Source organism: Halarchaeum nitratireducens (genome assembly GCF_017874695.1).
GTDB lineage: Archaea > Halobacteriota > Halobacteria > Halobacteriales > Halobacteriaceae > Halarchaeum > Halarchaeum nitratireducens.
On the sequence record NZ_JAGIKY010000008.1, the window covers coordinates 1 to 26,583 of the forward strand.

Annotated in this window: 26 protein-coding genes; 15 read left to right on the forward strand and 11 right to left on the reverse strand. The window is 69.3% G+C overall.

Annotated elements, in window-relative coordinates; all coding sequences use genetic code 11:
* Window positions 1–323: 323 nt before the first annotated feature.
* The 3 genes from J2754_RS08805 to J2754_RS08815 form a co-directional block, all read right to left on the reverse strand.
* Window positions 324–587: a DUF7513 family protein gene (locus J2754_RS08805; protein ID WP_188877904.1), complete on the reverse strand. Its 264-nt coding sequence runs from the start codon at window positions 585–587 to the stop codon at window positions 324–326.
* Window positions 584–2,086 (reverse strand): Na+/H+ antiporter NhaC family protein, encoded by a 1,503-nt coding sequence (locus J2754_RS08810; RefSeq protein ID WP_188877938.1) that lies wholly within the window; start codon window positions 2,084–2,086, stop codon window positions 584–586. The genes J2754_RS08805 and J2754_RS08810 overlap by 4 nt, the downstream gene beginning before the upstream one ends.
* A gap of 148 nt (window positions 2,087–2,234) precedes the next feature.
* Window positions 2,235–3,605 carry a geranylgeranyl reductase family protein gene (locus J2754_RS08815; protein WP_211087209.1) on the reverse strand — a complete coding sequence of 457 codons (1,371 nt, stop codon included), beginning with the start codon at window positions 3,603–3,605 and terminating at the stop codon, window positions 2,235–2,237.
* Between the two features lie 120 nt (window positions 3,606–3,725).
* Here J2754_RS08815 and J2754_RS08820 point away from each other — a divergent pair, with 120 nt between their 5' ends.
* Window positions 3,726–4,070: a 2Fe-2S iron-sulfur cluster-binding protein gene (locus J2754_RS08820; protein WP_211087210.1), complete on the forward strand. Its 345-nt coding sequence runs from the start codon at window positions 3,726–3,728 to the stop codon at window positions 4,068–4,070.
* An 18-nt stretch (window positions 4,071–4,088) separates the two neighbouring features.
* On the opposite strand, the gene J2754_RS08825 is transcribed toward J2754_RS08820, so the two are convergent.
* Complete coding sequence (locus J2754_RS08825) at window positions 4,089–5,093, reverse strand: phosphate signaling complex PhoU family protein (protein WP_211087211.1); 1,005 nt, start codon at window positions 5,091–5,093, stop codon at window positions 4,089–4,091.
* A gap of 231 nt (window positions 5,094–5,324) precedes the next feature.
* Between J2754_RS08825 and J2754_RS08830 the strand changes: the two genes are divergently transcribed.
* Genes J2754_RS08830 through phoU form a run of 5 tightly spaced genes read left to right on the forward strand, consistent with a single transcriptional unit; the run spans window position 5,325 to window position 10,664 of the window.
* Window positions 5,325–6,443: a PstS family phosphate ABC transporter substrate-binding protein gene (locus tag J2754_RS08830; RefSeq protein WP_211087212.1), complete on the forward strand. Its 1,119-nt coding sequence runs from the start codon at window positions 5,325–5,327 to the stop codon at window positions 6,441–6,443.
* Window positions 6,444–6,458: 15 nt separating this feature from the next.
* Window positions 6,459–7,523 carry a phosphate ABC transporter permease subunit PstC gene (pstC, locus tag J2754_RS08835; protein ID WP_211087213.1) on the forward strand — a complete coding sequence of 355 codons (1,065 nt, stop codon included), beginning with the start codon at window positions 6,459–6,461 and terminating at the stop codon, window positions 7,521–7,523.
* Window positions 7,520–9,070: a phosphate ABC transporter permease PstA gene (gene pstA, locus J2754_RS08840; protein WP_211087214.1), complete on the forward strand. Its 1,551-nt coding sequence runs from the start codon at window positions 7,520–7,522 to the stop codon at window positions 9,068–9,070. Before pstC ends, pstA begins: the two co-directional genes overlap by 4 nt.
* Window positions 9,067–9,942, forward strand: a complete 876-nt coding sequence (gene pstB, locus J2754_RS08845) for a phosphate ABC transporter ATP-binding protein PstB (RefSeq protein WP_188877896.1) — start codon at window positions 9,067–9,069, stop codon at window positions 9,940–9,942. Before pstA ends, pstB begins: the two co-directional genes overlap by 4 nt.
* A 41-nt stretch (window positions 9,943–9,983) precedes the next feature.
* The gene (phoU, locus tag J2754_RS08850) at window positions 9,984–10,664 is read left to right on the forward strand and encodes a phosphate signaling complex protein PhoU (protein WP_188877895.1); all 681 of its coding nucleotides are present in this window, start codon (window positions 9,984–9,986) and stop codon (window positions 10,662–10,664) included.
* 106 nt (window positions 10,665–10,770) lie between these two features.
* Here the strand turns inward: phoU and J2754_RS08855 are convergent, their stop codons facing one another.
* Window positions 10,771–11,136, reverse strand: coding sequence for a DUF7994 family protein (locus J2754_RS08855; RefSeq protein ID WP_211087215.1), 366 nt, complete (start codon window positions 11,134–11,136; stop codon window positions 10,771–10,773).
* A gap of 193 nt (window positions 11,137–11,329) precedes the next feature.
* Between J2754_RS08855 and J2754_RS08860 the strand changes: the two genes are divergently transcribed.
* A complete protein-coding gene (locus tag J2754_RS08860) occupies window positions 11,330–13,810 on the forward strand; it encodes a DNA topoisomerase I (RefSeq protein WP_211087216.1) in 2,481 nt (826 codons plus the stop codon).
* Window positions 13,811–14,094: 284 nt separating this feature from the next.
* Here J2754_RS08860 and J2754_RS08865 read toward each other — a convergent pair whose 3' ends face one another.
* The gene (locus J2754_RS08865; protein ID WP_211087217.1) at window positions 14,095–14,238 is read right to left on the reverse strand and encodes a PhlB family protein; all 144 of its coding nucleotides are present in this window, start codon (window positions 14,236–14,238) and stop codon (window positions 14,095–14,097) included.
* 209 nt (window positions 14,239–14,447) lie between these two features.
* Here J2754_RS08865 and nreA point away from each other — a divergent pair, with 209 nt between their 5' ends.
* The 3 genes from nreA (at window position 14,448) to J2754_RS08880 (ending at window position 16,930) form a co-directional block, all read left to right on the forward strand.
* Window positions 14,448–15,719 (forward strand): DNA repair protein NreA, encoded by a 1,272-nt coding sequence (gene nreA, locus J2754_RS08870; RefSeq protein WP_188877890.1) that lies wholly within the window; start codon window positions 14,448–14,450, stop codon window positions 15,717–15,719.
* Between the two features lie 34 nt (window positions 15,720–15,753).
* Window positions 15,754–16,083, forward strand: a complete 330-nt coding sequence (locus J2754_RS08875; protein ID WP_211087218.1) for a hypothetical protein — start codon at window positions 15,754–15,756, stop codon at window positions 16,081–16,083.
* Window positions 16,084–16,153: 70 nt separating this feature from the next.
* Window positions 16,154–16,930, forward strand: coding sequence for a CPBP family intramembrane glutamic endopeptidase (locus J2754_RS08880; RefSeq protein WP_211087219.1), 777 nt, complete (start codon window positions 16,154–16,156; stop codon window positions 16,928–16,930).
* Window positions 16,931–16,977: 47 nt separating this feature from the next.
* Here the strand turns inward: J2754_RS08880 and J2754_RS08885 are convergent, their stop codons facing one another.
* On the reverse strand, window positions 16,978–17,364 hold the full coding sequence (locus J2754_RS08885; RefSeq protein ID WP_425350985.1) for a DUF5789 family protein: 387 nt from the start codon (window positions 17,362–17,364) through the stop codon (window positions 16,978–16,980).
* Window positions 17,365–17,465: 101 nt separating this feature from the next.
* On the opposite strand from J2754_RS08885, the gene J2754_RS08890 reads away from it, so the two are divergent.
* Window positions 17,466–18,332, forward strand: coding sequence for a cell division protein CdpA domain-containing protein (locus J2754_RS08890; protein WP_188877886.1), 867 nt, complete (start codon window positions 17,466–17,468; stop codon window positions 18,330–18,332).
* A gap of 4 nt (window positions 18,333–18,336) precedes the next feature.
* On the opposite strand, the gene J2754_RS08895 is transcribed toward J2754_RS08890, so the two are convergent.
* From J2754_RS08895 to J2754_RS08905, 3 genes are read right to left on the reverse strand one after another with little or no spacing between them, the layout of a single operon-like run.
* Window positions 18,337–18,795: a Mut7-C RNAse domain-containing protein gene (locus J2754_RS08895; protein ID WP_188877885.1), complete on the reverse strand. Its 459-nt coding sequence runs from the start codon at window positions 18,793–18,795 to the stop codon at window positions 18,337–18,339.
* A complete protein-coding gene (locus J2754_RS08900) occupies window positions 18,795–20,546 on the reverse strand; it encodes a DNA polymerase/3'-5' exonuclease PolX (RefSeq protein WP_188877883.1) in 1,752 nt (583 codons plus the stop codon). Before J2754_RS08900 ends, J2754_RS08895 begins: the two co-directional genes overlap by 1 nt.
* The gene (locus J2754_RS08905; protein WP_188877882.1) at window positions 20,543–21,031 is read right to left on the reverse strand and encodes a DUF5788 family protein; all 489 of its coding nucleotides are present in this window, start codon (window positions 21,029–21,031) and stop codon (window positions 20,543–20,545) included. The genes J2754_RS08900 and J2754_RS08905 overlap by 4 nt, the downstream gene beginning before the upstream one ends.
* 164 nt (window positions 21,032–21,195) lie before the next feature.
* Here J2754_RS08905 and J2754_RS08910 point away from each other — a divergent pair, with 164 nt between their 5' ends.
* The 4 genes from J2754_RS08910 to J2754_RS08925 all read left to right on the forward strand — a co-directional run bounded on the left by J2754_RS08910 (window position 21,196) and on the right by J2754_RS08925 (window position 25,212).
* Window positions 21,196–22,089, forward strand: a complete 894-nt coding sequence (locus tag J2754_RS08910; RefSeq protein ID WP_188877881.1) for a rhomboid family intramembrane serine protease — start codon at window positions 21,196–21,198, stop codon at window positions 22,087–22,089.
* Window positions 22,090–22,896 carry an endonuclease V gene (locus J2754_RS08915; protein ID WP_188877880.1) on the forward strand — a complete coding sequence of 269 codons (807 nt, stop codon included), beginning with the start codon at window positions 22,090–22,092 and terminating at the stop codon, window positions 22,894–22,896.
* 187 nt (window positions 22,897–23,083) lie between these two features.
* Window positions 23,084–23,905, forward strand: coding sequence for an SDR family oxidoreductase (locus J2754_RS08920; RefSeq protein ID WP_211087220.1), 822 nt, complete (start codon window positions 23,084–23,086; stop codon window positions 23,903–23,905).
* A complete protein-coding gene (locus J2754_RS08925; protein WP_188877877.1) occupies window positions 23,905–25,212 on the forward strand; it encodes a glycerate kinase type-2 family protein in 1,308 nt (435 codons plus the stop codon). Before J2754_RS08920 ends, J2754_RS08925 begins: the two co-directional genes overlap by 1 nt.
* A gap of 6 nt (window positions 25,213–25,218) precedes the next feature.
* Here J2754_RS08925 and J2754_RS08930 read toward each other — a convergent pair whose 3' ends face one another.
* Entirely contained in the window at window positions 25,219–26,580 is a 1,362-nt protein-coding gene (locus tag J2754_RS08930; RefSeq protein ID WP_188877875.1) for a GntP family permease, read from the reverse strand.
* Window positions 26,581–26,583 lie beyond the last annotated feature (3 nt).

Genomic DNA, 26,583 nt, shown 5'->3' on the forward strand with positions numbered 1-26,583 from the left:
GCAGACCCACCGTCCGACGTTCCAGAGTTTCGAGGCTGAGAACCCGAGCGAATCAAGGTCGTCAGACACCTGTGGCTGATTCCTGATGGAAGCAGTGTAGGTGCGGGTGACGACCTTTTTCGCCATACGTAACCTATGTAGTCAAACCTACTTGAACGTATGGTTTAGACGTGGAATATCCTGCCCTGCTCTCGGCGGTGGATTGTAGGGGCGCTGTCGGATTCATCCCCGCCCTGAAGGACGGGGCTTTCTCCTTGAGTCTCCGTAAGTTCTTCTCTCCGTCATATCGAAAAAACGGCCGGCGTCGGGCGCTCGCCGCCGCCTCAGTACGCCGATTCGCCGACGGTCCGCAGGTACTCGACGTCGCCCGTGTGGGCCGCGTCGTCGAAGTCGCTGACGCGTACCGCGATCTTCGTTCCCTCGCGCGCTCCGTCGGGCGCGCCGTGCACGGTCAACACGGTGTCGCCGACGCGGGCGCGCACGCCGTCGTCGGTGTCCGTGACGAACACCACGAACTCGTCGCCCTCCTCGAAGCTCGGCGTGCTCGTGCGGAACGACCAGCCGGCGGTCAGCTTCGTCCAGTTCATACGCGACTCACCTCCTCGGACTCGCGGTCCGGCACGTACTCCAGGCCGAACCCGGTGAGCGCGGCGACGAGGAACACCGCGAAAAGGAACCAGCCGTGGAAGACGAACGGCACCACGTTCACGGGGCTGACGATCATCTCGGGGCCGTACTGCTCGACGAGCGCCGGCATCTGCGAGTAGCCGGCGAGGACGCCGCCCGCCCACGGGAAGATGTAGCCGAGCGCGGACGTGTTCGCGTCGAGGATGTTCGCCCGCCGGTAGCCGTTGATGTTGAACGACTCGCCGACGCGCGCGACGTACGGGGAGATGGCGATCTCGGCCGCGGTGTTGATCGTGATGGCGGCGTTGACGAGCGCTGTCCCGAGGACGAGCGTCGTCTCCGCGCGCCGCACCGAGGTCGCGGCCGTCGAGAGCAGGAAGTCCTGGATCGCCTCGAACGCGCCGCCGCGGATCATGATCCGCGCCCCGGCGACGATGAGGAGCGTGAGGACGATGAGCGGGAAGAAGCCCGACGCGCCGACGTAGAGGCTACCCCCGACGCCCGACGCGGTGTCGGGGCCCGCCATCGAGAGGATCGGGAGCCACGTGAATGCCTCCGCGAACGGCGCGTTCGCGGGCGCGACGAAGGAGAGCATCCCGTTGAGCGATTCGAGACCGAGAAGCAGGTTGGCGACGATCGCGGTGAGGATGCCCCACGTGATCGCCTCAACGATGTGTCGGCCGCGGACGGCGGTGTAGATGACGACGCCCATCGAGACGAGGTGGACGAGCCCGACCGGGTTCCCGCTCGGGAGCGCGCCGTTCCCCGCGCCCGTGGACATCGTCGCGCCCGCGATCAGGTAGGCGACGAACGCGAGCGCGGCCGCCGTCACCGCGTACTTGAAGCGCGAGGCGACGACGCCGCCGATGTCGGCGTCCTGCGTCACCGCGCTCACGATCGTCGTGTCGCTGACGGGCGCGAGGTTGTCGCCGAACGCCGCCCCGGAGAGGATCGCGCCGAACATGAGGACGGGGTTCGCGCCGAGCAGCACCGTCGCCGGGAAGAACGTCGTGACGAACGTCACGGCGGTCCCGTAGCCCGTCCCGATCCCCGTGGCGAGCAGCGCCGCGAGGATGAACGTCACGGCCGGGAGGATGGCGAGCAGCGTCGCCTGCGACACCGGAAGCGACTGGGCGACCCAAACGAGGCCCGTGACGAACCCGCCGTCCTGGAGGAGCTGGGCGAACATCCCCGCCCAGAGCCACGCGACGATCGCGGTCGCGGCCACGCGCTGGGTCATCCCCTCGAAGATCGCGTTCGCGTACGCCGACCAGTCGCCCTTGGCGAAGAACAGTCCGATGACGAGCGCGACCAGCATCCCGATCACGAGCCCGGTCGTGTCGCCGATCCCGAACAGGCCGCTCTGTACAACCGCCCACAGGACGAAGACCCCGAGCGGGATCGCGCTCGCCGCGGCCCCGCCGTGGAACTCCAAGTCGGGCCCGGACGAGCCCGCCATGTCGAGTTCCGCCTCGACGTCCTCGGTGGTCTCGTCGTCGTTCGTGTGACTCACGACTCACGTCTGTGTGTCGGGCGGATAAATAGCCTCGGAACGACACGAAACCGGCCGGGCGAGCCCGCGACCGGCCCCGCGTCCCGCGCGGCTCTCAGTACTTCGCGTCCGCGCCCGTGACCTCGTAGACGTCGTCCATGATGTCGTCGCGGCGCGCCTGCCAGCGATCGAGGCCGTCCGGGCTCGACGGGTACGACTCGTAGTGATCGAGGAGGCGGTCGGCGACGCGCTTCGTCCGGTACATCTGGTAGATCTGTCCCCAGTGGCCGAAGCTCTTCGCGGCGACCTTCGCGGCGAGGCCGACGCCGAAGCTCGACGTGCCGGCGTAGAGCGCTTCGCTGAGCTGTTCGCCGGGCAGGCTGGCGAGCAGGCTCATCAGGTCGTCGACGTCGACGGCCGTCGAGAGGACGTTGTAGACGTCGAGGGCGGCGTAGCGCGCGCCGAAGTGGTCCATGACGCGCTCGTTGTACGACCAGAGGGCGGCCTCGTCGTGGACGCCGTCTTCGAGGGCGTCGATGGCGGCCTCGGCGGCGTACGTCCCGGCGTACGCGGCGCCGGCGATCCCGCCGCCCGTCGTGGGGTTGACGTGGCCGGCGGCGTCACCGACCGCGAGGTAGCCGGGGTGGGTCGCGGAGTCGTACGGGCGTCGGGTCGGGAGCGCCGCGCCGAGTTTGTCCTTCACTTCGGCGCCCGCGAACTCCGAGCGGGTCTGCAGGTCGCGTTTGAGATCCTCGACGAGGTGCATCGGCTCCTCGTTCATCTGGAAGCCGAGGCCGGCGTTGATCTCCGTGTCCGTGCGCGGGAAGTACCAGAGGTAGCCGGCGGCGCGCTCGGTCGGCTTGAACACGAGGGCGTCGTCCCACTCGACCGGCTCGGGGACTTCGACGATCTCGCGGTAGGCGGAGCAGAACTGCGAGTAGTCGACGTTCGTGTCGAAGGTCGACTCGCTGAAGTCGACCGCGTCCTGGAGGAGCGAGAGCGAGCCGGCGGCGTCGACGACGAACGCCGCGTCGTACGTGACCGCGTCGCCCTTCCGGGTAGCCCTCACGCCGGTGACGCGGCCCGAGCGGTCCTGCTCGACGTCCTGAACGACCGTGTCGTAGTGGAACTCGACGCCGGCCTCGCTCGCGCTCTCGATGATCCGCTGACCGTACTTCCAGCGGTCGATGACGGCGAGTTCGCCGGGGATCGGGATGTCGAGGACGGTGTCCTCTTGTGGGATCTCGAAGCGTCCGTGGTCGACGCCGGTGTTGGTGAACGCCGGTTCGAGTTCGGACTTGGGGATGGCGTCCGGGAAGTTCGCCGCGCCCTTCAGCGCGTCCCCGCAAGCGATGTGGCCCGCTTCCGCGGCGTCCTTCCGTTCGACGACGACGACGTCGTAGCCCGCCTTCGCGGCGGTCGCGGCGGCGTAGCACCCGGACGTGCCGGCGCCGACGACGACGAAGTCGAACTCGTGGGTAGTCATACCGCGGTGATTGTGACGGGCCGTGAAAACTCTTTACGGACGTTCTGGACGCGAATCCGTCGCCGGCGCGGCGACACGGCGCGATAAAGAGTTTTACCGGCGCTCGTCCAAGCGCGTTCCATGACCGACCACACCGTCGAGTTCGTCGGGCGCGACGAGACCATCGAGGTCTCGGAGACCGAGACGATCCTGAAGGCCTGCCTCCGCGAGGGGATCGCACAGGAGTACTCCTGTCGCGTCGGGATGTGTCTGGCCTGCTCGGCCGAGATCGTCGAGGGCGAGGTCGCCCAGCCGGCCGCGCGCGGTCTCAGCGAGGCGGAGGCCGAGGACTACTGTCTCACTTGCATGGCGCGTCCGCTCTCCGATCTGAAGATCGAGCGCGGCAAATACCCGCCGAGTATCGAGACCGACGCCGCCGACGTCGACGCCGACGCCGACGGCCCGGTCACCGCGACTGACGACTGAGGCTCGGACGGCCGGGACTCAGAGGTCGGGCGCGGGCGCGGCCTTCTGCAGCGCGGTCTCGGCGACGTTCCCGCCGTAGTCCGCGCACCGTGAGAGCGAGTCGACGACGAGCCCGAGGTGTTGGGCCTCGTGGGGTTCGAGGTCGCGCAGGAGGTCGTCGAGGGCGCGCGCGTGCTCGTCGATCCCGAGGACGGACTCGCGGGTGCGGTTGGCGAGCTCGGTCGCGTCGTCGCGCTCCTCCGCGAACAGCGCCTCCATGGCCGTATCGACGATGTCCGCGGCGTCCCCGTGGAGGTCGCCGAGGGCCTCGGCGGTGTCCGCCGGCACGGGCTCTTCGAGTTCGAGGGCGACGTTGGCGATCTTCGCCGCGTGATCGCCGATGCGCTCCAGCTGGCGGGCGCTGGAGTGGTAGTCGAAACACGTCTCGCGCGTGACGCCGAGCTCCTGGGCGGTGCGCGGCGAGCGCAGGGACCCCCGGAAGATGCGCGAGACGACGAACCAGAGTCGATCGACGTCGTCGTCGCGCTCGATGACGTCCTCGGCCATGTCGTGGTCGTTCTCGCAGAGGGCGGTGACGGCGTCGTCGAGCATGGAGAGCGCGATGAGCCGCATCCGGCGGACGGCGTTGTGCACGGAGAGCTCGCTCGAATCGAGGAGGTCCTGCACGACGATCCGATCGCTCGTCTCTTCGAGGACTTCGAGGCCCACGAGCCCCTGCGTGGCGTTCCGAACGGTCCGACGCTGATCGGGGGTGATACGACTCGCCTCGAGGACGAGGATGTCGAAGCCGCTGACGTACATCGTCATCACCGTGCGCGTGAGCGCGTCGCCCTCCATCCCGGTGATGTCGAACGTCCCGCGTTGCGTCTCGTCGTCGCTCACGGGCGAGAGCAGCAGCGACCCGCTGTCCGGGTGGAAGGCGATCTCGTCGCCGGCGCTGACGTCGTGGTCGCGGGCCCAGTCCTTCGGGATCGAGACGGTGAACGTCGAGCCACCGGTGACTTGCACCTTGCGGCGTTCCATACCCGTGGGTCAGGCACACGCAACCATAAATCCACGCGTATCTATATACCCACCAATCGGCGAGTCGAGACTGTGCGCCTATCGGCCCGAAAACGACCCGTTGAAGGCCCAAGGCGCGATCCAGGCGGTCGATGACACCCCGGGTAAGACACGGATATCTACCGACTGCTATCAAGAACTATATAGAGACAATAGTAGAGTATTTATTTGGGGATGGAGTTCCCACAGATGATGACGAAGCAGTTCAAACGCTTCGGGAAGCGCGTCTCGCGACGGAAAGTTCTCGGCGGCATCGGCGTCACGGGCGCCGCCGCCCTCGCCGGCTGTGGGGGCAACGGCGGGGGGTCCTCCGGGGAGACTAGCACGTCGACGGGCACGATGGAATCGACCAGCACGTCTAGTTCCGGGTCGGCCGACACGGGTCCGTTGACGGCGGATGGGTCTTCGACGGTCTACCCGATCACGAACAAGGCGGCCTCCATCTGGAACTACAACCCGCCCGCCTCCGACACGGAGTACTGGCCGTACGAGGACTACGACATCAGCACGGATCAGGCGATGGCGGACTACTGGGCGGGCATGTACGGCTTCGAGACCAACGAGAGCGGCGACCCGCCGTTCAAAATATCCATCGGTCTCAGCCACTCCGGGGTGGGCCTCACGAAAGTCATGAACGGTCAAGTCGACATCGGTGACGCGTCCGCCAACGTCCAAGCGGAGCTCGAGGACGTCGACTTCGACAAGTTCGTCAACCACGTCGTCGGCGTCGACGCCCAGCCCATCGTCGTCTCGAAGTACGTCTACGACAACGGCGTCCAGCAGCTCGACGCCGACACCGTTCGAGGTATCTACAGGGGCGAAATCACGAACTGGTCCGAGGTCGAGGGCTACACGGGCGACGACAAGGAGATTCAGGCCGTCGGCCGCGCCGTCGGTTCCGGGACGGACACCTCCTTCCGCGTCAACATGCTCGGCAGCGGCGACGCGGAGATGCCGGGTGTCGACATCCGCAAGGGGGAGAATCAGCAGGTCGCCACTACCGTCAAGAACTCCGACAACGCCATCGCCTACATGGCGCTCGCGTTCGTCTCCAACGACGTCCCCGCTATCGCTCTCAACTTCGACGGCACCGTCTACACGCCGGGAGAGAACCTCTCGGACGAGGGGTACCCGCTCGCGCGTGACCTCCACTGCTACACCTACGAGGGAACCTCGGACAAGGAGGCCGCGTTCCTCCGCATGCTCCTGCACGACTACGGGCAGGGCGAGTTCGTCGGCCCCGCCGGCTACGCGACTCTCTCCAACTCTCGGCAGGAAGAGGAACTTTCAAAGCTTCCGGACCCACAGTAACGCTCACGGCACAGCATGTCCGGAGCATCCACCACGCAGGCGGTTAGCCGGTCGGTCGCCGAGCTCGACTGGTCGGCTCGCATCGCCGGGCTGGTGGGTGCGCTCTCACTTCTCGCGGCGTTCGCCGCGTTCATCGTACGGCCGGGCGCCGTCGTCTTCCCGGCCGCCGTGTTCGCCGCCGTCGCGCTCTACGGCTGGTTCACGTATCAGGCCGAAACGGCGCGATCGTTGACGTTCCTCGCTACGGCCTCGACGCTCGTCATCCTCGGGGTGATCACCGTCTATCTGTTCGTCCAGGCGGTGCCCGTCGCCCGACGAATGGGCGCCTCGCTCCTCACGAGTTCGACGTGGGACGTGCACGCGAACCGATACGGGCTCGCGACGATGATGTGGGGCACGCTCATCACCACCATCATCGCAACGCTCGTCTCCGCGCCGCTCGGCGTCGCCGGGGCCGTCTTCATCAGTGAGATCGCACCCAAATCAGTCCGAGAAGCAGTTAAGCCAGCGATCGAGCTACTCGCCGGTATCCCCTCGATCGTGTACGGATTCATCGGGTTCGTCGTCCTCAACTCCTACATGATGGATCTCTTCCGGCTCCCGACGACTGGGAGCCTGTTTATCGTCGGGCTCGTCATCGGCGTGATGGCGCTCCCGACAGTCATCTCCGTCTCCGAGGACGCGCTCAACGCAGTCCCGAACGCGATGAAAGACGGGTCGGTCGCGCTCGGCTCGACCGACTGGCAGACGACGAAGAGCGTCTCCATTCCCGCGGCGATCTCCGGGATCTCCGCCGCCGTCATCCTCGGGGTCGGACGTGCGCTCGGCGAGACGATGGCCGCCACGGTCATCCTCGCCAACGTCACGACGCTCCCTGAACCCCTGTACGACGTGTTCGGCAACACCATCACCCTCACGTCCGCGATCGCCAGCCAGTACGGGGTCGCGGCCGGCCGGCCGATGCAGCTCTCCGCGCTGTTCGCCGCCGGCGTCGTCCTCTTCATCGTCGTGCTCGCGCTCAGCATCGTCTCCCAGACCATCGAACGTCGGATGCAACAGACGCTGGGGGGTGAGCAATGAGCGAGAGCTACGGGGACGAGCGTGCGAACATCGTCGCCGAGACCTCCGCAGTCGATCAGCTCGCGGTCATCCCGGCCACCTTCGGCGCCATCGCGTTCGTCGTCGGGTGGGCGATCGTCTTCCGCTGGATCAGCGTCACCGACACGCTAGCGGGCATCGAGTACGCGACGCTGCTCTCCATCGGTCACCTCCTCGCCGCGGCCGTCCTCTGCGCCGTCGGAGTCTTCTCGACGACCGGTATCGTCGACACCGAACCCGACGACTCCACGGGCCTGTTCACCGCGCTCGCCTTCGGCGCGATCGCGTTCATCGGTGTCGGGCTCACGGCCTCACAGACGCTCGGTACGGGAGCAACCGTGTGGTTCCCCACGAGTCTCGTCGCTGCCGTCGTCGTTGCGGGCGTCGTCTTGGGCGTTCCCGAGGATCTCGGCGTCACCCTCCCCGTCGCCGCGTTCGAACTCGTCGTCGGACTCGTCGTCCTCACCGACGTCATCGGGCCGTCGTGGGTGTGGAGCCCGAACGGGTTCTCGGCTTCCTTCGTCGGTCCCATCGCCATCGCGGCGTTCGCCATGGTCGGCAGTCTCCTCTGTGTCTGGGCCGGAACGAACGCCTCGAAGGGGTTCGGATCGCGCGGCCGCGAGCTGGGAGCGTACGCCCTCATCTCTACCTACGCGGTCGCGCTTCTCGCCATCCTCGCGCTCCTCATCATCTTCGTGGTACAGAACGGTCTCAATCAGGTGCTGAAGGGCGCCCAGCTCTGGCCGTTCAAGCTCCCGTTCGTCCTGAACGGCTACGGGCTTCAGTACGACGTCAACGGGATCTTCCCGGCGATCGTCGGCACCGTCTGGCTCGTCGTCGGCGCGGTCGTCTTCGCCGTCCCGCTCGCGGTCGGCGCGGCCGTCTACCTCACCGAGTACGCCGACCAAGGTCGCTTCACGCGGATCGTCGAAACCGCGACCAACGGCCTCTGGAGCACGCCGAGCATCGTCTACGGCCTCTTCGCGTTCGCGTTCCTCCTCCCGCGTATTCAGAACGACGTCACGCTCCTCACCGGGCAACTCGTCTTGGGGTTCATGCTCCTCCCGCTCGTCCTCATCACGAGCCGTGAGGCCCTACAGAACGTCCCAGACGAGTACCGCGACGCCAGCGCCGCGCTCGGTGTCACTCAGTGGCAGACGATCCGGAGCGTCGTCCTCCCCGCCGCGATACCGGGCGTCCTCACCGGGATCATCCTCGGTATCGGTCGGATCGCCGGCGAGACCGCACCGATCCTGCTCGTGCTCGTCCGCGAACCGTTCTCCGCGTCCACGCCGAGCGTACTCGGGTCGTTCCACTTCACCGCCACCGCGCCGTTCATCACGAACGACGCGCTCCTCGGCCCGGCGACCGCGCTCCCCTACCAGCTCTTCGCCGTCATCACCGCCGGCGTCGGTGCGAGTCAGGAGTTCGGCTGGGGGACCGCCCTCGTCCTGCTGTGCGTCGTCATGTTCTTCTACGCCATCGGCATCACCACGCGTATCTACTTCAGGAAGAAACTCCGCCAATGAGCCAGATAGAAACGCAAACCACGACCGGAGAGACCGAAGAACAGATCCGCGACGAGTGGCTCGAATACGAATTCGACGGCGAGACCGCCCTCTCGGTGGAGGACCTCGACGTCTTCTACGGGAACGATCAGGCGCTCCAGTCCATCGACATGGACATCCCGGAGAAGTCAGTCACCGCTCTCATCGGCCCCTCCGGCTGTGGGAAATCGACGTTCCTCCGGTGTCTCAATCGGATGAACGACCGCATCGACGCCGCGCGCGTCGAAGGTACCGTTGAGTTCGCCGGCGAGAACATCTACGACGACGACGTCAACCTCGTCGAGCTGCGCAAACGCATCGGGATGGTCTTCCAGAGCCCGAACCCCTTCCCGAAGTCAATCCGAGAGAACATCTCCTACGGGCCGCGCAAGCACGGCGACATCGACACGGGGCTCGTCGCCCGCCTCCTCGGCCGCGACGACCGCGACGAGGAAGAAGAGCTCGTCGAGCGCTGTCTCCGCGGGGCCGCGCTCTGGGACGAGGTCCACGACCGGCTCGACGACAACGCCCTCGGGCTCTCCGGCGGGCAACAACAGCGTCTCTGCATCGCCCGCGCGCTCGCGGTCGGCCCGGACGTCCTGCTCATGGACGAGCCGGCGTCCGCCCTCGACCCCATCGCCACCTCGAAGATCGAGGACCTCGTCGAGGACCTCGCCGAGGAGTACACCGTCGTGATCGTCACGCACAACATGCAACAGGCCGCGCGTATCTCGGATCAGACGGCCGTCTTCCTCACCGGCGGCGAGCTCGTCGAGTACGGCGACACCGACCAGATCTTCGAGAACCCGCAGAGTCAGCGCGTCGAGGACTACATCACCGGTAAGTTCGGGTAATCCCCCGAACGCTTTACAAGACCCCACGCACACCCACAGCCATGCCACGCGAAAGTTACCAAGCGCAACTGGCGGACATGCAAGAGGACGTCCTCTACATGAGCGAGGTCGTCATCGACCGCCTCCGGCTCGCGCTCGAAGCGATGGAGCAAAAGGACGAGGAAGCCGCGATGGAAGTCATCGACGGCGACGACGAGATCAACGACCTCTACCTGGAGTTGGAGCAGGACTGCATCGACCTGCTCGCGCTTCAACAGCCCGTCGCCGGGGACCTCCGTCTCATCGCCTCCTCGTTCAAGATCATCACCGACCTCGAACGCGTCGGGGACCTCGCGGTCAACCTCGGCGAGCACACCCTCGACTCCCAACAGGACATGTTCCCCGAGGTCGACATCAACGCGATCGGCGACCTCACCGTGGAGATGCTCGAGGACGCGATGGCGGCCTACGAGACCCGCGACGACGAGGCCTGCTACGACATCGCCGCGCGCGACGACGAGCTCGACCAGCTCTGCGAGCGCGCCTCCCAGACCGTCGTCCGCGACCTCATCGAGACCGAACTCGACGCCGACGACGGCGAGGACGACGTCGAGGCGCTCATGCAGGACGTCTCCCGGATGCTCCTCACCGTCCGCGACCTCGAACGCGTCGGCGACCACGCGGTGAACATCGCCGCGCGGACGCTCTACATGGTCGAGAACGACGAGGAGCTCATCTACTGATCCGCCGGGTTCGCCTCGGGGCCGCCGGCGCGGCTCCTCTACTATTCGTACTGCGTTCACACGCAGGCGGCGACGGGGACGTCACTAGCACGGCCTCCGGGGCGGCCTACGCTTCGGGCGTCTCGAAGTAGGTGCCGCCGCGGAGGTAGTCGACGCCGAAGGCGACGAGGACGAGCCCGGAGAGCGCGAACAGGCCGCGAAAGAGCAGTCCCTGACCGGTGAGCGCACCGAGGCACATCGACGCGCCGAGACAAACGTGACCGACCCCAACGAGCCGGAGCGCGCCGACGCGTTCGCGGATCGGGTTCGGGACACCGCCGAGGAGTTCGAAGACGCCCGCGACGACGAAGACGGCGAGCTGGACGCCGGTGGCACCGTCGAGGGCTGGTGCCCCGAAGACGGCGAAGAACGTGGCGGCGAGGACGAGGAGGAACGCGCCGAGATAGCCGAAGCGGCGGAACGTGAGGGCCATGGCGTCCCCTGGGTCGGCCGTCCCCAAGTATCCATCACCTCGCGGGCGCGCGATCGAGTGCGCACACCGGCGTACGCGGAAGCGCGTACACGCCCTCAGGCGCGCGAAAACGCGCGTTTCGGGCCCGAAAGGTTTAGAAGCCCGTCCGGCATACCGGTGAGTATCGACCCGCCGCGAGGGCGGGATACCCACCGTGGAACTCATCATCACAGAGAAGGACAACGCCGCCCGTCGCATCGCCGACATCCTGAGCGACGGCGGCGCGTCCACAGAGCGTAGCGGGGGCGTCGACGTCTACGAGTGGGGCGGCCGGCGGTGCATCGGCCTCTCCGGACACGTCGTCGGCGTCGATTTCCCCCCGGAGTACAGCGATTGGCGGGACGTCGAGCCGGCGGAGCTCGCGGACGCCCCGGTGACGAAGACGCCGACGCAGGAGTCCATCGTGAACGTCCTCAAGCGCCTCGCGGGGGAGGCCGACTCGGTCATCATCGCCACCGACTACGACCGCGAGGGCGAGCTCATCGGGAAGGAGGCCTACGAGCTCGTCCGCGAGGCCAACGAAGACGTCCCGGTCTCGCGAGTGCGCTTCTCCTCGATCACGGAGAACGAGGTGAAGTCGGCGTTCGCGGACCCGGACGACCTCGACTTCGACCTCGCGGCGGCGGGCGAGGCCCGACAGATCATCGACCTGATCTGGGGGGCGGCGCTCACGCGCTTCCTCTCGCTCTCCGCGCGGCAGGTCGGCGACGACTTCATCTCCGTCGGTCGGGTCCAGTCCCCGACCCTGAAGCTCATCGTCGACAAGGAGCGGGAGATCGAGGCGTTCGATCCCGAGGACTACTGGGAGCTGTTCGCCGACCTGGAGAAGGACGAGGCGAGCTTCGAGGCCCAGTACTTCTACCTCGACGAGGACGACAACGAGGCCGAGCGCGTCTGGAACGAGGACGACGCCGACGCGGCCTTCGACGTCCTGCGCGAGGCGGCGACGGCGGTCGTCGAGTCCGTCCGACGTCGCACGCGGACGGACGACCCGCCCGCGCCGTTCAACACGACGCAGTTCATCCGCGCCGCGAGCTCGCTGGGGTACGCCGCGGGCCGCGCGATGAGCATCGCGGAGGACCTCTACACCGCGGGGTACATCACCTACCCGCGCACCGACAACACGGTCTACCCTGAGGACCTCGACCCCGCCGACCTGTTGGACGCCCTCTCCGCACAGCGCGATTTCGCCGAGTCGGTCGAGCTGCTCGAAGGGCTCGACGAGCTGACGGCGACGCGGGGCGACGAGGAGACGACGGACCACCCGCCGATCCACCCGACGGCCGACCTCCCGAGCAAGGGCGACCTCTCGGAGGACGAGTGGGAGGTGTACGAACTCGTCGTGCGGCGCTTTTTCGCCACGCTCGCCGAGCCTGCGGAGTGGGAGCACCTCCGCGTGGTGGCGGACGCGGACGGCGAGCGTCTGAAGGCGAACGGCCGCCGCCTCGTCGAGGAGGGGTATCACGCGGTCTATCCCTACTACGGAACGGACGAGAACCACGTCCCGGACGTCACGGAGGGCGAGGAGCTGGCCATCTCGGACGCCCGCATCGAGGCGAAGCAGACCCAGCCGCCCCGGCGGTACGGCCAGTCGCGGCTCATCGAGACGATGGAGGAGATGGGGATCGGGACGAAATCGACCAGACACAACGTGATCGAGAAGCTCTACGACCGGGGGTACATCGAGAACGATCCGCCCCGACCCACGCGGCTGGCGATGGCGGTCGTGGAGGCCGCCGAGGAGTACGCGGACCTCGTCGTCTCCGAGGAGATGACGGCCGAACTCGAGGCCGACATGACGGCGATCGCGGAGGGCGAGACGAGCCTCGATTCGGTGACCGAGGAGTCCCGCGAGATCCTGGATCGCGTCTTCGAGGCGCTCGACGAATCGCGCGAGGAGATCGGCGAACACCTCCGCGAGTCGCTGAAGGCCGACAAGCGCCTCGGGCCGTGTCCGAAGTGCGGCTCCGACCTGCTCGTGCGCCGGAGCCGACAGGGGTCGTACTTCGTCGGTTGCGACGGCTACCCGGAGTGTCGGTTCACGCTCCCGCTCCCGTCGACGGGCGAGCCGGTCGTGCTCGACGCGGAGTGCGAGGAGCACGGCCTCAACGAGGTGAAGATGCTCGCCGGGCGGAACACGTTCGTCCACGGTTGCCCGCTCTGCGCGGCGGAGGAGGCCGCGGAGACGGAGGACCGGATCATCGGGCCGTGTCCCGCGTGTAACGAGGAACACGGCGGCGAGCTCGCCATCCGGAAGCTCCAGTCGGGGTCGCGCCTCGTGGGCTGTACGCGCTACCCGGACTGCGAGTACTCGCTCCCGCTCCCGCGGCGGGGCGAGATCGAGGTCACGGACGAGTACTGCGAGGAGCACGACCTCCCCGAGCTCGTCGTCCACGACGAGGGCAGCGAGGAGCCGTGGGAGCTCGGCTGTCCGATCTGCAACTACGAGGAGTACCGGGCGCGACGGGGCCTCGACGGGATCGACGGGATCGGCCCGAAGACGAAGGAGAAGCTCGCCGAGGCGGGTATCAAGGACCTCGCGGATCTCGCGGACGCGGACGCGGAGGGCGTCGCCGAGACCGTCGAGGGCGTCAGCGCCGAGCGAGTCCGCGACTGGCAGGCGAAGGCGGACTGAGACTGAGCACGCGACCCCCGCGTGGGGGTCGCAGCATGGAACCGGAAAACAATGGCAGGGTAGGGCGCGTCGAGGCGCCCGGCGCAGGTCACCGACTGCCCGACTGACGTCGCGTCGGTGATCGTCGTACCGCCGTGGTTGATCAGTGACGACTCACCTCCGCGGGTGGGCGGCGTGCGGGTGCCGCGTGGGCGGCCCGTCGATACGTGGGAGTCGATGGTCGATATGGCATCGGTCGGTGTGCGGTTCTGTCGGTGTGTGTCTCGTTCGACTCCATGAGTGTCTCAACGGGCCTCGATGTCGAGGCTCCCGCAGGCCGGGCAGTTCTCCCGCGGCGCTTCGTACGCCTGCCCGCAGAGCCGACATTCGAAGTCGTGATCCGTCGGATCGGACAGGAGTTGCGTCGCGAGGTGTGCGATCGTAGCCATCGTCCTTCACGACGTACTGTGTGCCACACCCACTAATAACTATCGGCTGTACGTCCGGTAATTTGATCGTTCACATGGCGTACTAGCGTAGTATTCCCCCAATTACCGTACGATCTGTGTATATTGTCCCGTATGTCGCCACGTAGATCCAATCCGACAGTCGCGTGCGGGCCGTGGGCTTAAGCCCGCCGCGGCCCAACCCCGTCGCGATGCGGCTTGACGACTACGTCGAGGGACTGAAGCCCGACGAGGAGTACGAGCGGCGGAAACTCGCCGAGGAGAAGTCCTACGCGATCACGGACTACCTCGACGACGCGCGCGCCTCCTTCGAGGCCGTCAAACAGGGCGACTCGCTCTACGGGGCGACCGCCCCCTCGGTCTTCGTCGGCCGCTCGTCGTACCCGAACGTCTCCGCCGGTATCCTCTCGCCCGTCGCCGAGGAGTCGGGGGCCGACGCGGACGACTACGCGACGAGCGGTGCGTGGTACGAGCGCGGCCTCGGCATCGACAACGTCCTCCAGTACCGGACCGGGTTACTGAACTCCCGACGCTCGGCGGACGTGAACGTCGAGGACGTCTGGGACGGCTTCGTCGGCACGCAACGCGAGGTCGCCATCGCGGACCGGCCGGTGGACGTCGAGATCGGCCTCGCCTCGACGCCCGACTTCGATCCCGACCAGTACGCCCAGCCGACGGCGAACGCGCCGAGCGGGCCGAACGCGTCCGTCGAATCGGCCGACCTGACCGAGAACCCTCACGTCCCGCGCGCGGTCGAGAAGACCCTTGAGGACGACGACTGGCGCGCGCAGGGCGCGATGGTCTACCTCTACGAGCACGGTCTCGACGTCTACGACGTCAACCGCGTGCTCTCCGTCGGCGCGCTCGGACAGGGCGAGAACAGGAGACTGGTCCCGACGCGCTGGTCGATCACGGCCGTCGACGACACCGTCGGGCAATACCTCCGCGGGCAGATCCGCGACGCGCCGAGCGTCGACGGCGTCGAGGTGCGATTGAACGAGTACATGGGGAATCGCTACTGGGTCGTGCTCGCGCCCGGGAGCTGGGAGTTCGAGCTCGTCGAGATGAAGTCTCCGGGGAGCGTCTGGAACCCCGATCCCTCGGGGGACGTCTGGATGGCGGCCGCGAGCGAGGGATACGAGGGGCGCTCGGGCTACGTCGAGGAGACGGCGGGCGCGTACTACGCCGCCCGGCTCGGCGTCCTCGAACACTTAGCGGAGCGGGGCCGGCAGGCGAAGGCGCTCGTCCTCCGCGAAGTGAGCGACGACTACTGGGCGCCCGTCGGCGTCTGGCAGGTCAGAGAGAGCGTCCGGCACGCCTTCGAGCGCGAGGCCGCCGACGCCGAGACGCTCCACGGCGCGGTTCGAGACCTCGCCGAGCACCTCCCCGTGAGCCTCGCGGCGCTCCGCCGGAAGTCGACGATGGTCGCCGGCCTCCAGACCGGACTGGACGATTGGGCGTAGAAGACTTACAACGGACGGCGCGCTACGGACGTGTATGAACGCCCTCCACGCGCTCGCTCCGCCCGCGCCGGCCTTCCTCGGCGGGTTCCCCGGCGGGATAGAACTGCTCGTGATCCTCCTCATCGCCGCCTGCGTCTTCGGCATCCCGACGCTCCTCCTGCTCGGTGGCGGCGGCTATCTGTTCGCGCGCTCCTCGCGGCGCGACGAGCGTCTCGAAGAGCTCGAACGCGAAGTCGACGCCCTCCGCGATCGCGTGGGCGACGACGAGGACGACGGGAGCGATCGCGCCGAGGGCGATGGGAGCGACCGCGACGAGAGCGAACGGGCCCCGGGCGACGCGCCGCCGCGAGGGGACGGGCGGTGACGTCGCGCGTCGCGCTCGGGGCGTGCGCAGAGAGGAGTACCTTTGTGGGCCCCGCGCCAACCGCACGCTAATGGCACGTCCCTCCGCAGCCCCCGATCGCGGGGCACAGGCGAAGACGTTCGCGCTGGCGACCGGCGTCGGACTCGGCGGCCTCGCCTTCGGCTTCGCGCTCACGCTCGCCGCGGCCGCCGGCGTCCGGTTCGCCGGGTTCACGCTCACGCCGTCGCTCTCCATCGTCCTCAGCGTCGTCCTCCTGCAGGGCGTCGCGTTCGGCACGGTCGCGTACGCCTACGCGAACTACCGCGAGGACCCGGGTCGGTTCATCACCTTCCGCGTCCCGACGATCCGCGAGGTCGGGCTCGCCGTCGCGGGCTGGCTCGGCGCGCTCGGTGCGCTCGTCGTCATCTCGCTCGTCCTCCAGTCGGCGAACGCGCCGACGGCGAGCAACGAGGTGGCGAACTACGGTCTCGAACACCCCGAGGTCCTGTTGGTCCTCGTCCCGCTCTCCTTCCTCCTCGTCGGACCCGGCGAGGAGTTGCTCTTCCGCGGCGTCGTTCAGGGGACGCTCCGCGAGCGCTTCGGACGCGTCCCCGCGGTCGTGCTCGCCAGCCTCATCTTCGCCAGCGTTCACTTCACGTCGCTCTCGGGCGCGCTCACGGGACGGGTCGTCACGATCGGCGCGCTCTTCGTCATCTCGCTCGTCCTCAGCGGCCTCTACGAGTACACCGGCAACCTCACCGTCCCGGCGCTCGTCCACGGCGCGTACAACGCGACGCAGTTCGGACTGCTCTACGTCTCCATCGCGTACGGCGATCAGCTCCAGCAGGCCTCGGGCCTGCTCGGTTGAGGCGCGAGAATCGGATCGGATCGGATCGGATCGGATCTGATCGGCCGTTACGCCTCGGCGTCGTCGCTTTCCGCGTCCGCAGTGCTGTCCGCACCGTCGTCCCTTTCCGCGTCGGCGTCGGTCGCCGTCTCGTCGCCCGCCGCGTCCACCGCGCCCGCGGGCACCGGCCCGTCGCCGATCTGTTTGCGCACCGCCTCGACGAACTCGCGGCGCGACTCGAAGTACGGAACGTCGCAGTGCGCGAGGACGTCCGCGAGACGCCGGGGGCCCGTCGGCGTCCGAATCGTCGTCTCGCCGTCGCGGCGGACGATCTCGCTCCGCTGGATCCCCCACGTGAAACGCGAGGCGACGCGCGCGATCGGCGCGCCCTCGACGGGAGCGCCCGGACCGAGTTCGACCGCGGGCTCCGCCGCCTCCTCGTCGTCGTCTGCCATACGCGAGGTGTCGGCGGGCCGCCGATTAGGGCTTTCGGTGCGCGCGCCCGGGGACCGGCGTCTGACGTACCGTTTTTACGCTCGGGGTCGTATGTGGAGGTATGACCAGCCTCGCGGACGCGTATCAGCGCGACGCCAACGGCGCGAGCCAGCGTCGCGTCTACGCGGGGACCGCGCTCTTCGGGGCGGGCGCGCTGCTCGTGGTCGCCGGCATCCTCGCTGGCGCGACCCACCTCGTGATGGGGCCGACTCCCTCGACGGCCGCGAAGTTCGCCGCGCGCGAACTCGGCTTGACGCTCGGGTGCCTCGGCGTCCCCGCCATCTTCGTCGGCGTCTTCACCGTCCTGCCGGCGAGTCGGTTCTACCGCGTCGCGGCCGCCGCGGGCGCGCTCGTCGCCGTCGCCGGGACGCTCGTCCTCCGCTATGCCTACCCGACGCGGTGGTACGCGGGCGGCGGCTCCGTCCCCTCGACGACGGCGCTCGCCGGCGCGCTCGTCTACGTCTTCGCGCTCATCGTCATCTTCTGGTGTCTGTTCACCGCCGTCGCCACGTTCAAGACCCGAAACGCCCCCGGCGGAACCGTCACCCTCACCGTCACCGAGGACGGGCGGACGAGGACCGTCGAGGTACCCCGCGAGGACCTCGACGCGCGCACCGCGGTCTCGGGCGACGACACGGGCTCGTTCGGCGGCGTCGGCGTCTTCGGCGGCGTCGAGCGCGAGGACCACGGTCCACGGCCGACATCCGACGGCGGCGCGACGACGCCGGACGTTCGGGACGTCCCGAACGGGGAGCGCGAGGCCGAATCGTCGGAGTCGGAACCCGACGTCGGTCCCGACCGCTACTGCGGGAGCTGTACCCACTTCGACTACGTCCGGACCGACGACGGCGACATCCGACCGTACTGTGGCTACCACGACGAGCTCATGGACGACATGGACGCCTGCGAGCAGTGGACGCGAGAGTAGGGCGTCAGAGCGACGCCAACCGCGCTCGGACGTCGTCCCAGTGGCTCCCCGTCCAGTAGCGTTGTCCGCAGTCGACGCAGCGCCACACGCGCTCCGCGTCGTCGGGGACGTGTTCGGGATGGGGCGGATCGGCGTCCGCCAGCCGGCCGTTGCAGGACGCACACCGCTCGGGTTCGTTGGGGAGCGAGAGGGCGAACCCGCGCTCGTCGAGCTCCGCGAGCTGGTCGTCGACGTGGCGCGTCCGTAAGAGGACGCTCTCCGGCGTGCGCCGCGCCAGCTCCTCGTCGCGCGTGAGGAGCGTGCGTCCCTCGCGGGCCGCGATCTCGCGCAGCCGATCGTCGTCCTCGACGCCGCGATCGAGGGCGTACGCGGCGTCGTAGCCGCACATGCGGAGGACGCGCGCGAGCGTTCCGAGCATGACGTCGAGCAGCAGCGGTCCGTCGCCGTCGCCGTTGCCCGCCATCAGTCGAGGAACGCGCGGAGCCCGTCGGCGTCGCGCGCGTTCAGCACGTCGCCGGCTTCGGCCCACCCGCGCCGGGCGGTGTGGACGCCGTAGGGTCGTTGGGCGTACTCCGCGGGCGAGTGCGCGTCGGTATCGACGGCGATGGTCGCGCCGGCGTCGACGGCCGCCCGGACCGCGGTCCCCCACAGATCGAGGCGGTGGTAGTTGGCGTTCACCTCGAGCGCCGTCCCGGCGTCGGCGGCCGCGGCGGCGAGCGCGGCGGCGTCGAACGCCATCGCCGGCCGCTCGGTGAGCAGGCGACCCGAGGGGTGTCCGAGGACGTCGACGCGCGGGTGCTCGACGGCCGCGACGAGGCGGGCGGTGCGATCGCCGCCGTCGTCTCCCAACCCCGAGTGGGGGGAGGCGATCACGAGGTCGAGATCGGCGAGGACGTCGTCGCTCACCGAGCCCACGTCGCCGTCGGCGTCGACGTTCGCCTCGACGCCGTGGAGCACCTCGACGGCGACGTCGTCTCGGACGTCGTCGACGGCGTCCATCTGCTCGCGGAGGTCGGCGTCGCTCAGTCCGGAGTCCCCGAAGACGCCCGGACCCTCGGCGTGGTCGGTGATGCAGACGTAATCGTGGCCGAACTCGGCCGCGGCCTCGATCATCTCGCGGAGCGAGTGCCCGCCGTCGGACCAGTCGGTGTGGACGTGGAGGTCGCCCCGGAGGTCGTCCTCGGCGACGAGGTCCGGAAGCGCCCCCTCGCGCGCGGCGTCGATCTCCCCGCGATCCTCACGGAGCTCCGGCGGGATCCACGGCAGGCCGAGCGCGTCGTACACGCCCGCCTCGGTCTCGGCGGCGAGCAGGTCGCCGACGCGCTGGCCCGCGTCGGGGTCGTCGACGTCAGCAATATCGAAGGCGCCGTACTCGTTGACCTTCTTGCCCTGTGCGATGGCGTGGTTGCGCAGCGTGACGTTGTGGGCCTTCGAGCCCGTGAAGTACTGGAGCGCCGCGCCGAACTCGGCGTCGACGACGACGCGGAGGTCGACGCGCAGGCCGTCGACGCGCACCGAGGTCTTCGTCTCGCCCGTCTCGATGACGTCGCCGACGCGCTCCCAGTCGGCGAGGTGATCGCCGACGCGCTGACCCGCGTCGCTCGCCGCGAGGACGTCCACGTCGCCGTTCGTCTCGCGCCACCGGCGGATCGAGCCCGCGATCGCCGCGCGCTCCACGGCGTCGTGCGTTTCGAGATGGTCGACCACGTCGTCGGCGAGCGGGCGCGTCTCGCCGAGGAGGGCGCGCTCGCCGGCCTGACGGGCGAACGGGATGCCCTCGCGGATGTTCGCCTCCGTCTTCGCGCCGAACCCCGAGACCCCGCTGATCTCGCCGCTCTCTGCCGCGTCTTCGAGGTCGTCGAGGGTCGTCACGCCGAGCGCGTCGTAGAGCTTCTTGACGGTCTTCGGCCCGACCCCCTCGACGCGCGTCAGGGCGTCCATCTCGACCGGGAGTTCGTCACGCGCGTCCTCGAGTTCCGCGAAGGAGCCCGTCTCGACGTAGTCGACGACGTGATCCGCGATCCCCTCACCGACGCCGTCGATCCGTTCGACCGCGTCGGCCCCCTCGTCGACCAGGTCCTCGATGGCCTCGGGGTGATCGCGGACGTTGTCGGCGGCGCGCCGGTAGACGCTCGGGCGGTAGTCGTCGCCCATCGCCTCCAGCAGGTCGGCGTACTCATCGAGGACGGCGGCGACCTCGGCGTTCCGGCTCACCGTCGCCCCCCGCCGTGTCCGGCACCGCCGACGCCGTTCCCGCGACCGCGGCCGCGGCCCCGCGAGCCGTCGTCGTCGCGTCCGAGCGCCTTCTTCAGGAAGGTGTGCCAGCGTTTCGTGTCGGCGGCCTCCTTCGCCTCGATCTCGCGTTCGATGTCCGCGGTGTCGAGCGATTCGAGCGCGTTGAGCGCGCGATCGATGCCGATGACCTCGTCGGCGAGCGTCTCGCCCTCCGCGTAGTCGATTTCGGCCTCCTCCAAGCGCTCAACGCGCTCGCGGCGCGCGCGTCGGAGCGTGCGTTTCGCGTCCTCGACTTCCTCGCGGCGCTCGGGGGGGATCCGATCGAGCCCGCTCGTCTCGAAGACGAACTCGCGGAGGGGGAACGACTCGCCACTGAGGGCGATCTCGTCGGGGATCGTCGCGCCGACGGTCGCGGACTCGCGTCCGATACGCTCCAAGAGCCCCTTGCGCTCGTACTCCTTCATGCGTCCGTGGACGTCGGGTGTGGCCTTGTAGGCTGGGGGGAGAGCGTGGGGCCAAACGAACGTGAGGGCCCACGAAAACGCGAACGGGGAGCGACGCGACCCGTGAGCGAAGACCGATCGCGGGACCGAAGTCACTAACCGGGAGCCGTCCCGACACGTCGGTAATGGCGACGTGTGACCGCTGCGGAAGACAGGTGGGGATGCCCTATCGGTGTCGGTTCTGCGGCGGCACGTACTGCGAGGAGCACCGCCTCCCGGAGAACCACGACTGTCCGGGCCTCGACGAGTGGGACGACCCGGCGGGCGTCTTCGGGCCGGAGGAGACCGGCCGAGAGGAGAAATCGCGCGTCGAGCGCGCCGTCCAGTCGGTCGGTGCGACGGGCGGGCCGCTCGGCTACCTCCGAGGGAACGTCGCGTACGTCTTCCTCGGGCTGATGGTGCTCACGGTCGGGCTCCAGGGGGTCGTCTCGACGCTCGGGATCTCATCGGTCTCCGCGCAGAACCTCTTCACGCTGAACACGACGAACCTCCTCTGGGTCTACCCGTGGTTCACCTCGATCTTCGCGCACGGCGGGTTCGCCCACCTTCTCGTCAACGGGATCGCCCTCTACTTCTTCGGGCCGACGGTCGAGCGACGGGTGGGATCAGGGCGCTTCGCCGCGCTGTTCCTCGGCGCGGGCGCGCTCGCCGGCCTCGCGCAGGTCGGCACCGCGGCGTTCCTCGGACAGTACGCGGCGGTCCTCGGCGCGAGCGGCGCGATCATGGCCGTGATGGGCGTCCTCACCGTCTTGAACCCGAGCCTGCGGGTGTACATCTACTTCATCCTCCCCGTCCCGCTCTGGCTGTTCACGCTCGGGTTCGCCGCCTACTCCCTGTTCGTCACCTCGGTCGGCGGCATCGGGAGCGGCGGCGTCGCGCAGGTCGCGCACCTCGCCGGCCTCGCGGTCGGCCTCGTCTACGGCGCGTACCTCAAGTCGCAGGGCGGGCGTGCGCCGGACGAACTCACGCTCGGCGGCGGGCCGGGCGGCCCGGGTGGACCCGGTCGGGGGCGCATCTGAATGGAGGTCGTCCGTCCGGCGTACCTCCCGGACCCCGCGCTCGACGCCGCGGCGATGGAGGCGATGCAGCGCGATATCGCCGCGGACGCGACGTTCGCGGACGACCACGGCCTCGCTCCGGACGCGATCCGGGTCGACGACCGGATCGAGGCGGGAGAGTCGGTGGAGCCTGCGCAGGCGACGCTCGACGGCGACGGGCCGGTCGTCGCCGGCGTCGATCAGGCCTTCCGGGAGGACGAGGCCGTCTCGGTCGCGGTGGCGCTCCGCGGCGGGCGGGTCATCGAGCGGGCGGTCGGGCGCGCGCCCCTCGAAATCCCGTACGTTCCCGGGCTGCTCGCCTTCCGCGAGGGCAGCGCGATCGTCGACGCGCTCGAATCGCTCTCGGTCGGGCCGGATCTGCTCGTCCTCGACGGGAGCGGGCGGATCCACTACCGCGAGGCCGGTATCGCCACGCACGTCGGTGTGCTCTTCGACGCCCCGACCGTCGGCGTCGCCAAGAACCTCCTCTGCGGGACGCCGGTCGCGGACGTCGAGGGCCGCTACCTCGACGCGGGCGAGCGCGTCGGTATCGAGGCGAACGAGGAAGTCGAGACGTGTCCGGCGGGGACGACGATCGGCCACTTCTACCAGTCGCGTCAGTACGATCACCCCGAGCGCCGCCACGTCAATCCGCTCGTCGTCAGCCCGGGCCACCGGGTGGCGACGGGGACGGCGACGGATCTCGTCGCCGCGACCTGCGCGGGGTACAAGCTCCCCGAGCCGACCCGCCTCGCGGACGCGGCCGTCGGTGACGTGACGGGAGAGTAGCGTGGCGACGAGGGACTAGCGAGTCGCCACGAGGAAGCGAGCGGGAGCACCGAGAGCGACACGCGAGTAGCGTGGCGACGAAGGACTAGCGAGTCGCCATGAACGCATCGACCGGAGCGGGGCGTGCGGAGCCGCGGACGGGACCGCTTCGCCCACGCTTAACTGCCCGGCGCGCGACCGGACGCGTATGACAGACGAGACCGTACTCATCACGGGCTGTTCGTCCGGGATCGGACGGGCGACGGCGGAGGCGTTCCTCGCGGCGGAGTGGACGGTGTGGGCGACGGCGCGCGACGAGAGCGATCTGGCGGCGCTCCGCGAGGCGGGTGCGCGCACCGCCGAGCTGGACGTGACGAAGCCCGCGCAGTGCCAGGAGGTCGTAGAGGAGCTCGTCGCGGCGGAGAGACGCCTTGATTGTCTCGTGAACAACGCGGGCTACGGGCAGATGGGCGCGGTCGAGGACGTCCCGACGCGCCGGGTGCACAAGCAGTTCGACGTGAACGTCTACGGGCCCCACCGGCTCGTCCGCGCGGTGCTCCCGCACATGCGCGAGCGCGAGGCGGGGACGATCGTCAACGTCTCCAGCGTCGTCGGGCGCGTCTCGACGCCCGGACAGGGCGTCTACGCCGCCTCGAAGTTCGCGCTCGAAGCGCTCAGCGACGCGCTGCGCGGCGAGGTCGAACCCCACGGCATCGACGTCGCGCTGATCGAGCCGGGACCGGTGGACACCGAGTTCGGCGAGCGCGTCAGCGAGGAGCTCGAACCGGTCGGCTCCTCGGGTGCGTACGATCGCGTCTATCGGTTCCTAGAGGGCTTCGATACCGTCTCGAACGGGTTCGCGACGAGCGCGCCCGAGGACGTCGCGGCGGCGGTCCTCGAGGCGGCGAGCACGACCCGACCCGCGGCGCGATACCCCGTCGGCCCGGCGGCGAAGGCGATGAGCCTCGCGCGCTACCTCCCGGATCGGCTGCGCGATCGCGTCGTGAACGCGCTCTACGATCTCGCCTGATGGTCGCGAGCGACGCCGAGGCGCGCCGGGACCTCGCGCGCGAGTGCGCGCTGGCGGGATTCGAGGCCGCGCATCCGGCGACGGTGGTCCGCGAGGAAGTCGCGCTGGACGGCGGACGCCTCCGCATCGGCGGGGCGACGATCGACTGCGACGACTACGAGACGGTCGTCGTCCTCGGCGGCGGCAACGCGGCCTCGCAGGTCGCGGCGGCGCTCGAAGACGTCCTCGGAGACGCGCTCGCGGGCGGCGTCGTCGTCACGGACGATCCGGCGGAGACCGAACGCGTCGACGTGCGACCGGGCGATCACCCGGTGCCGAGCGAGCGCGGCGTCGCGTCGACACAGGCGTTGTGCGAGGCGGCCGACGCGGTCGACGAGCGGACGCTCGTCCTCGCGGTGATCACGGGCGGCGCGAGCGCGCTCCTCCCCGCGCCGGCGGCGGGGCTCACGCTCGCCGACCTCCGCGCGACGACGGACGCCCTGCTGGACAGCGGGGCGACGATCAACGAGGTGAACGCCGTCCGCAAGCACTGCTCGGCCCTCAAGGGCGGCCGCCTCGCGGCGCGTCTCGCGCCGGCGCGCGTCGCCACGCTCGTCTTCAGCGACGTCGTCGGCGACGACCTCTCGGTCATCGGAAGCGGGCCCACGGTGGCGGACCCCTCGACGTACGCGGACGCGCTCGCCGTCCTCGACGACTACGACGTAGCGGTACCCGAGGCGATCCGCGGGCACCTCGAACGCGGTGCCGCCGGTGAGCGCGCGGAGACCCCCGGCGCGGACGATCCGGCGTTCGAACGCGTCTCGACGCACGTCTTGGCGACGAACCGGACGGCGGTGGACGCCGCGGTCGGGCGGGCGCGCGAGGCGGGCTACGAGCCGCTCGTGCTCTCGACGCGCGTCCGGGGCGAGGCCCGCGAGGCCGCGAAGACCCACGTCGCGATCGCGGAGGAGGCGCTGGCGACGGGCGATCCGCTCTCCCCGCCTTGCGTCGTCGTCTCCGGCGGCGAGTGCACGGTGACGGTGCGGGGGGACGGCGAGGGCGGGCCGAACCTGGAGTTCGCGCTGTCGGCGGCGCTCGAACTCGACGGGGAGACGGCGCTCTGCGCCGTCGATACGGACGGCATCGATGGCGCGACGGCCGCGGCGGGTGCGGTCGTGGACGCGGCGACGCTCGCGGACCGGCGGGCGGCGCGGCGGGCGCTCCGCGAGAACGACGCGCTCCCCGTGCTCGACGACGCGGACGCGCTCGTCACGACGGGGGCGACGGGGACGAACGTGAACGACCTCCGGGTGCTCGTCGTCGGGTGACCCGCGTCAGGCCACGGCGACGACGATGTTCTTGAGGATGACGATCCAGACGATGCTGACGATCCCGAGCGCGAGCGTGGCGAGCGTCCACGCCTGGTAGGCCGTCGCGGTCTCCATGTCGGAGAACTCGGTGATGATCCAGAAGTAGGAGTCGTTGGCGTGGCTGACCGTCATGCTCCCCGCGCCGATGGCGAGGACGGCGAAGACGCTGCCCCACGTGCCGGCGAGGCCGAGGTTGGGGAGGAGCGGCGCGACGATCCCGGCGGTGGTGAGGATGGAGACGGTCGAGGATCCGAGCGTCGTCTTGAGCGCCGCGGCGAGGACGAAGACGGCGATCAGGCCGAGGCCGAGGCCGCCGAGGGCGTTCCCGACGAAGTCGCGCAGCGGGAGTGCGCCGAGGACGCTACCGAAGGCGCCGCCCGCCCCGGTGACGGCGAGGATGACGGCGGCGTTCGTCAGCCCCTCGCTCACCCACTCGCTCGACATCTCGTCGGTGTACGTGGGGACGGTGGCGAAGCCGACGAACGCGCCGATGATGAGCGCGACCGAGGGGTCGCCGACGAACTGGAGCGCGCTCTGGAGCTGGCCGGTGACGAACGCGGGGTCCTCCGCGCTCGGGTAGGTGGCGACGCTCCCGACGGCGATGAGGACGATGGGGACGACGAGCGGGGCGAACGCCGCGGCCGGCGAGGGGAGGTGTCCGTATTCGGCCTCGATCTCCTCGACGGTCGTCTCAGGTGCGGGGTCGATCTCGTAGTTCGAGGCGACGCGATCGGCCCACTTCGCGGCGGCGAAGATCACGGGGATGCTGACGACGATCCCAGCGAGCATCACGAGCCCGATGGGAGCGTGGAGGATGCCCGCGGCCGCGATGGGGCCGGGCGTCGGCGGGACGAAGACGTGCGTCGTGTAGAGGCCGCCGGCGAGCGCGACGGCGACGGTGGCGAGCGACAGCGACGAGCGCTCCGCGATCGCGCGGTTCAGCCCGGAGAGGATGACGAACCCGGAATCGCAGAAGACGGGAATGCTGACGAGGCCGCCCGTGGCCGCGAGCGCCTCCGTCGTCAGGTCCTCACCGAAGAGGCCGAGGACGGTCTCGGCGATGACGATCGCGCCGCCGGACTTCTCCAGGATGGTGCCGATGATCGTGCCCGCGAGGATGACGATCCCGATGTAGCCGAGCGTCCCGCCGAAGCCGTCGGTGACGAGCGTGGCGGCCCGCGCGGGATCGATTCCGCCGAGGAGCGCCGTCCCGTACGCGGCGACGAGCAGCGTCAGGAACGCGTGCAGTTCGAGGCGCGCCGTCGCGACGACGATGAACGCGACGGCGAGGAGCAAGAGCGCGAGGAGTGCGTATCCCTGTAGCATACG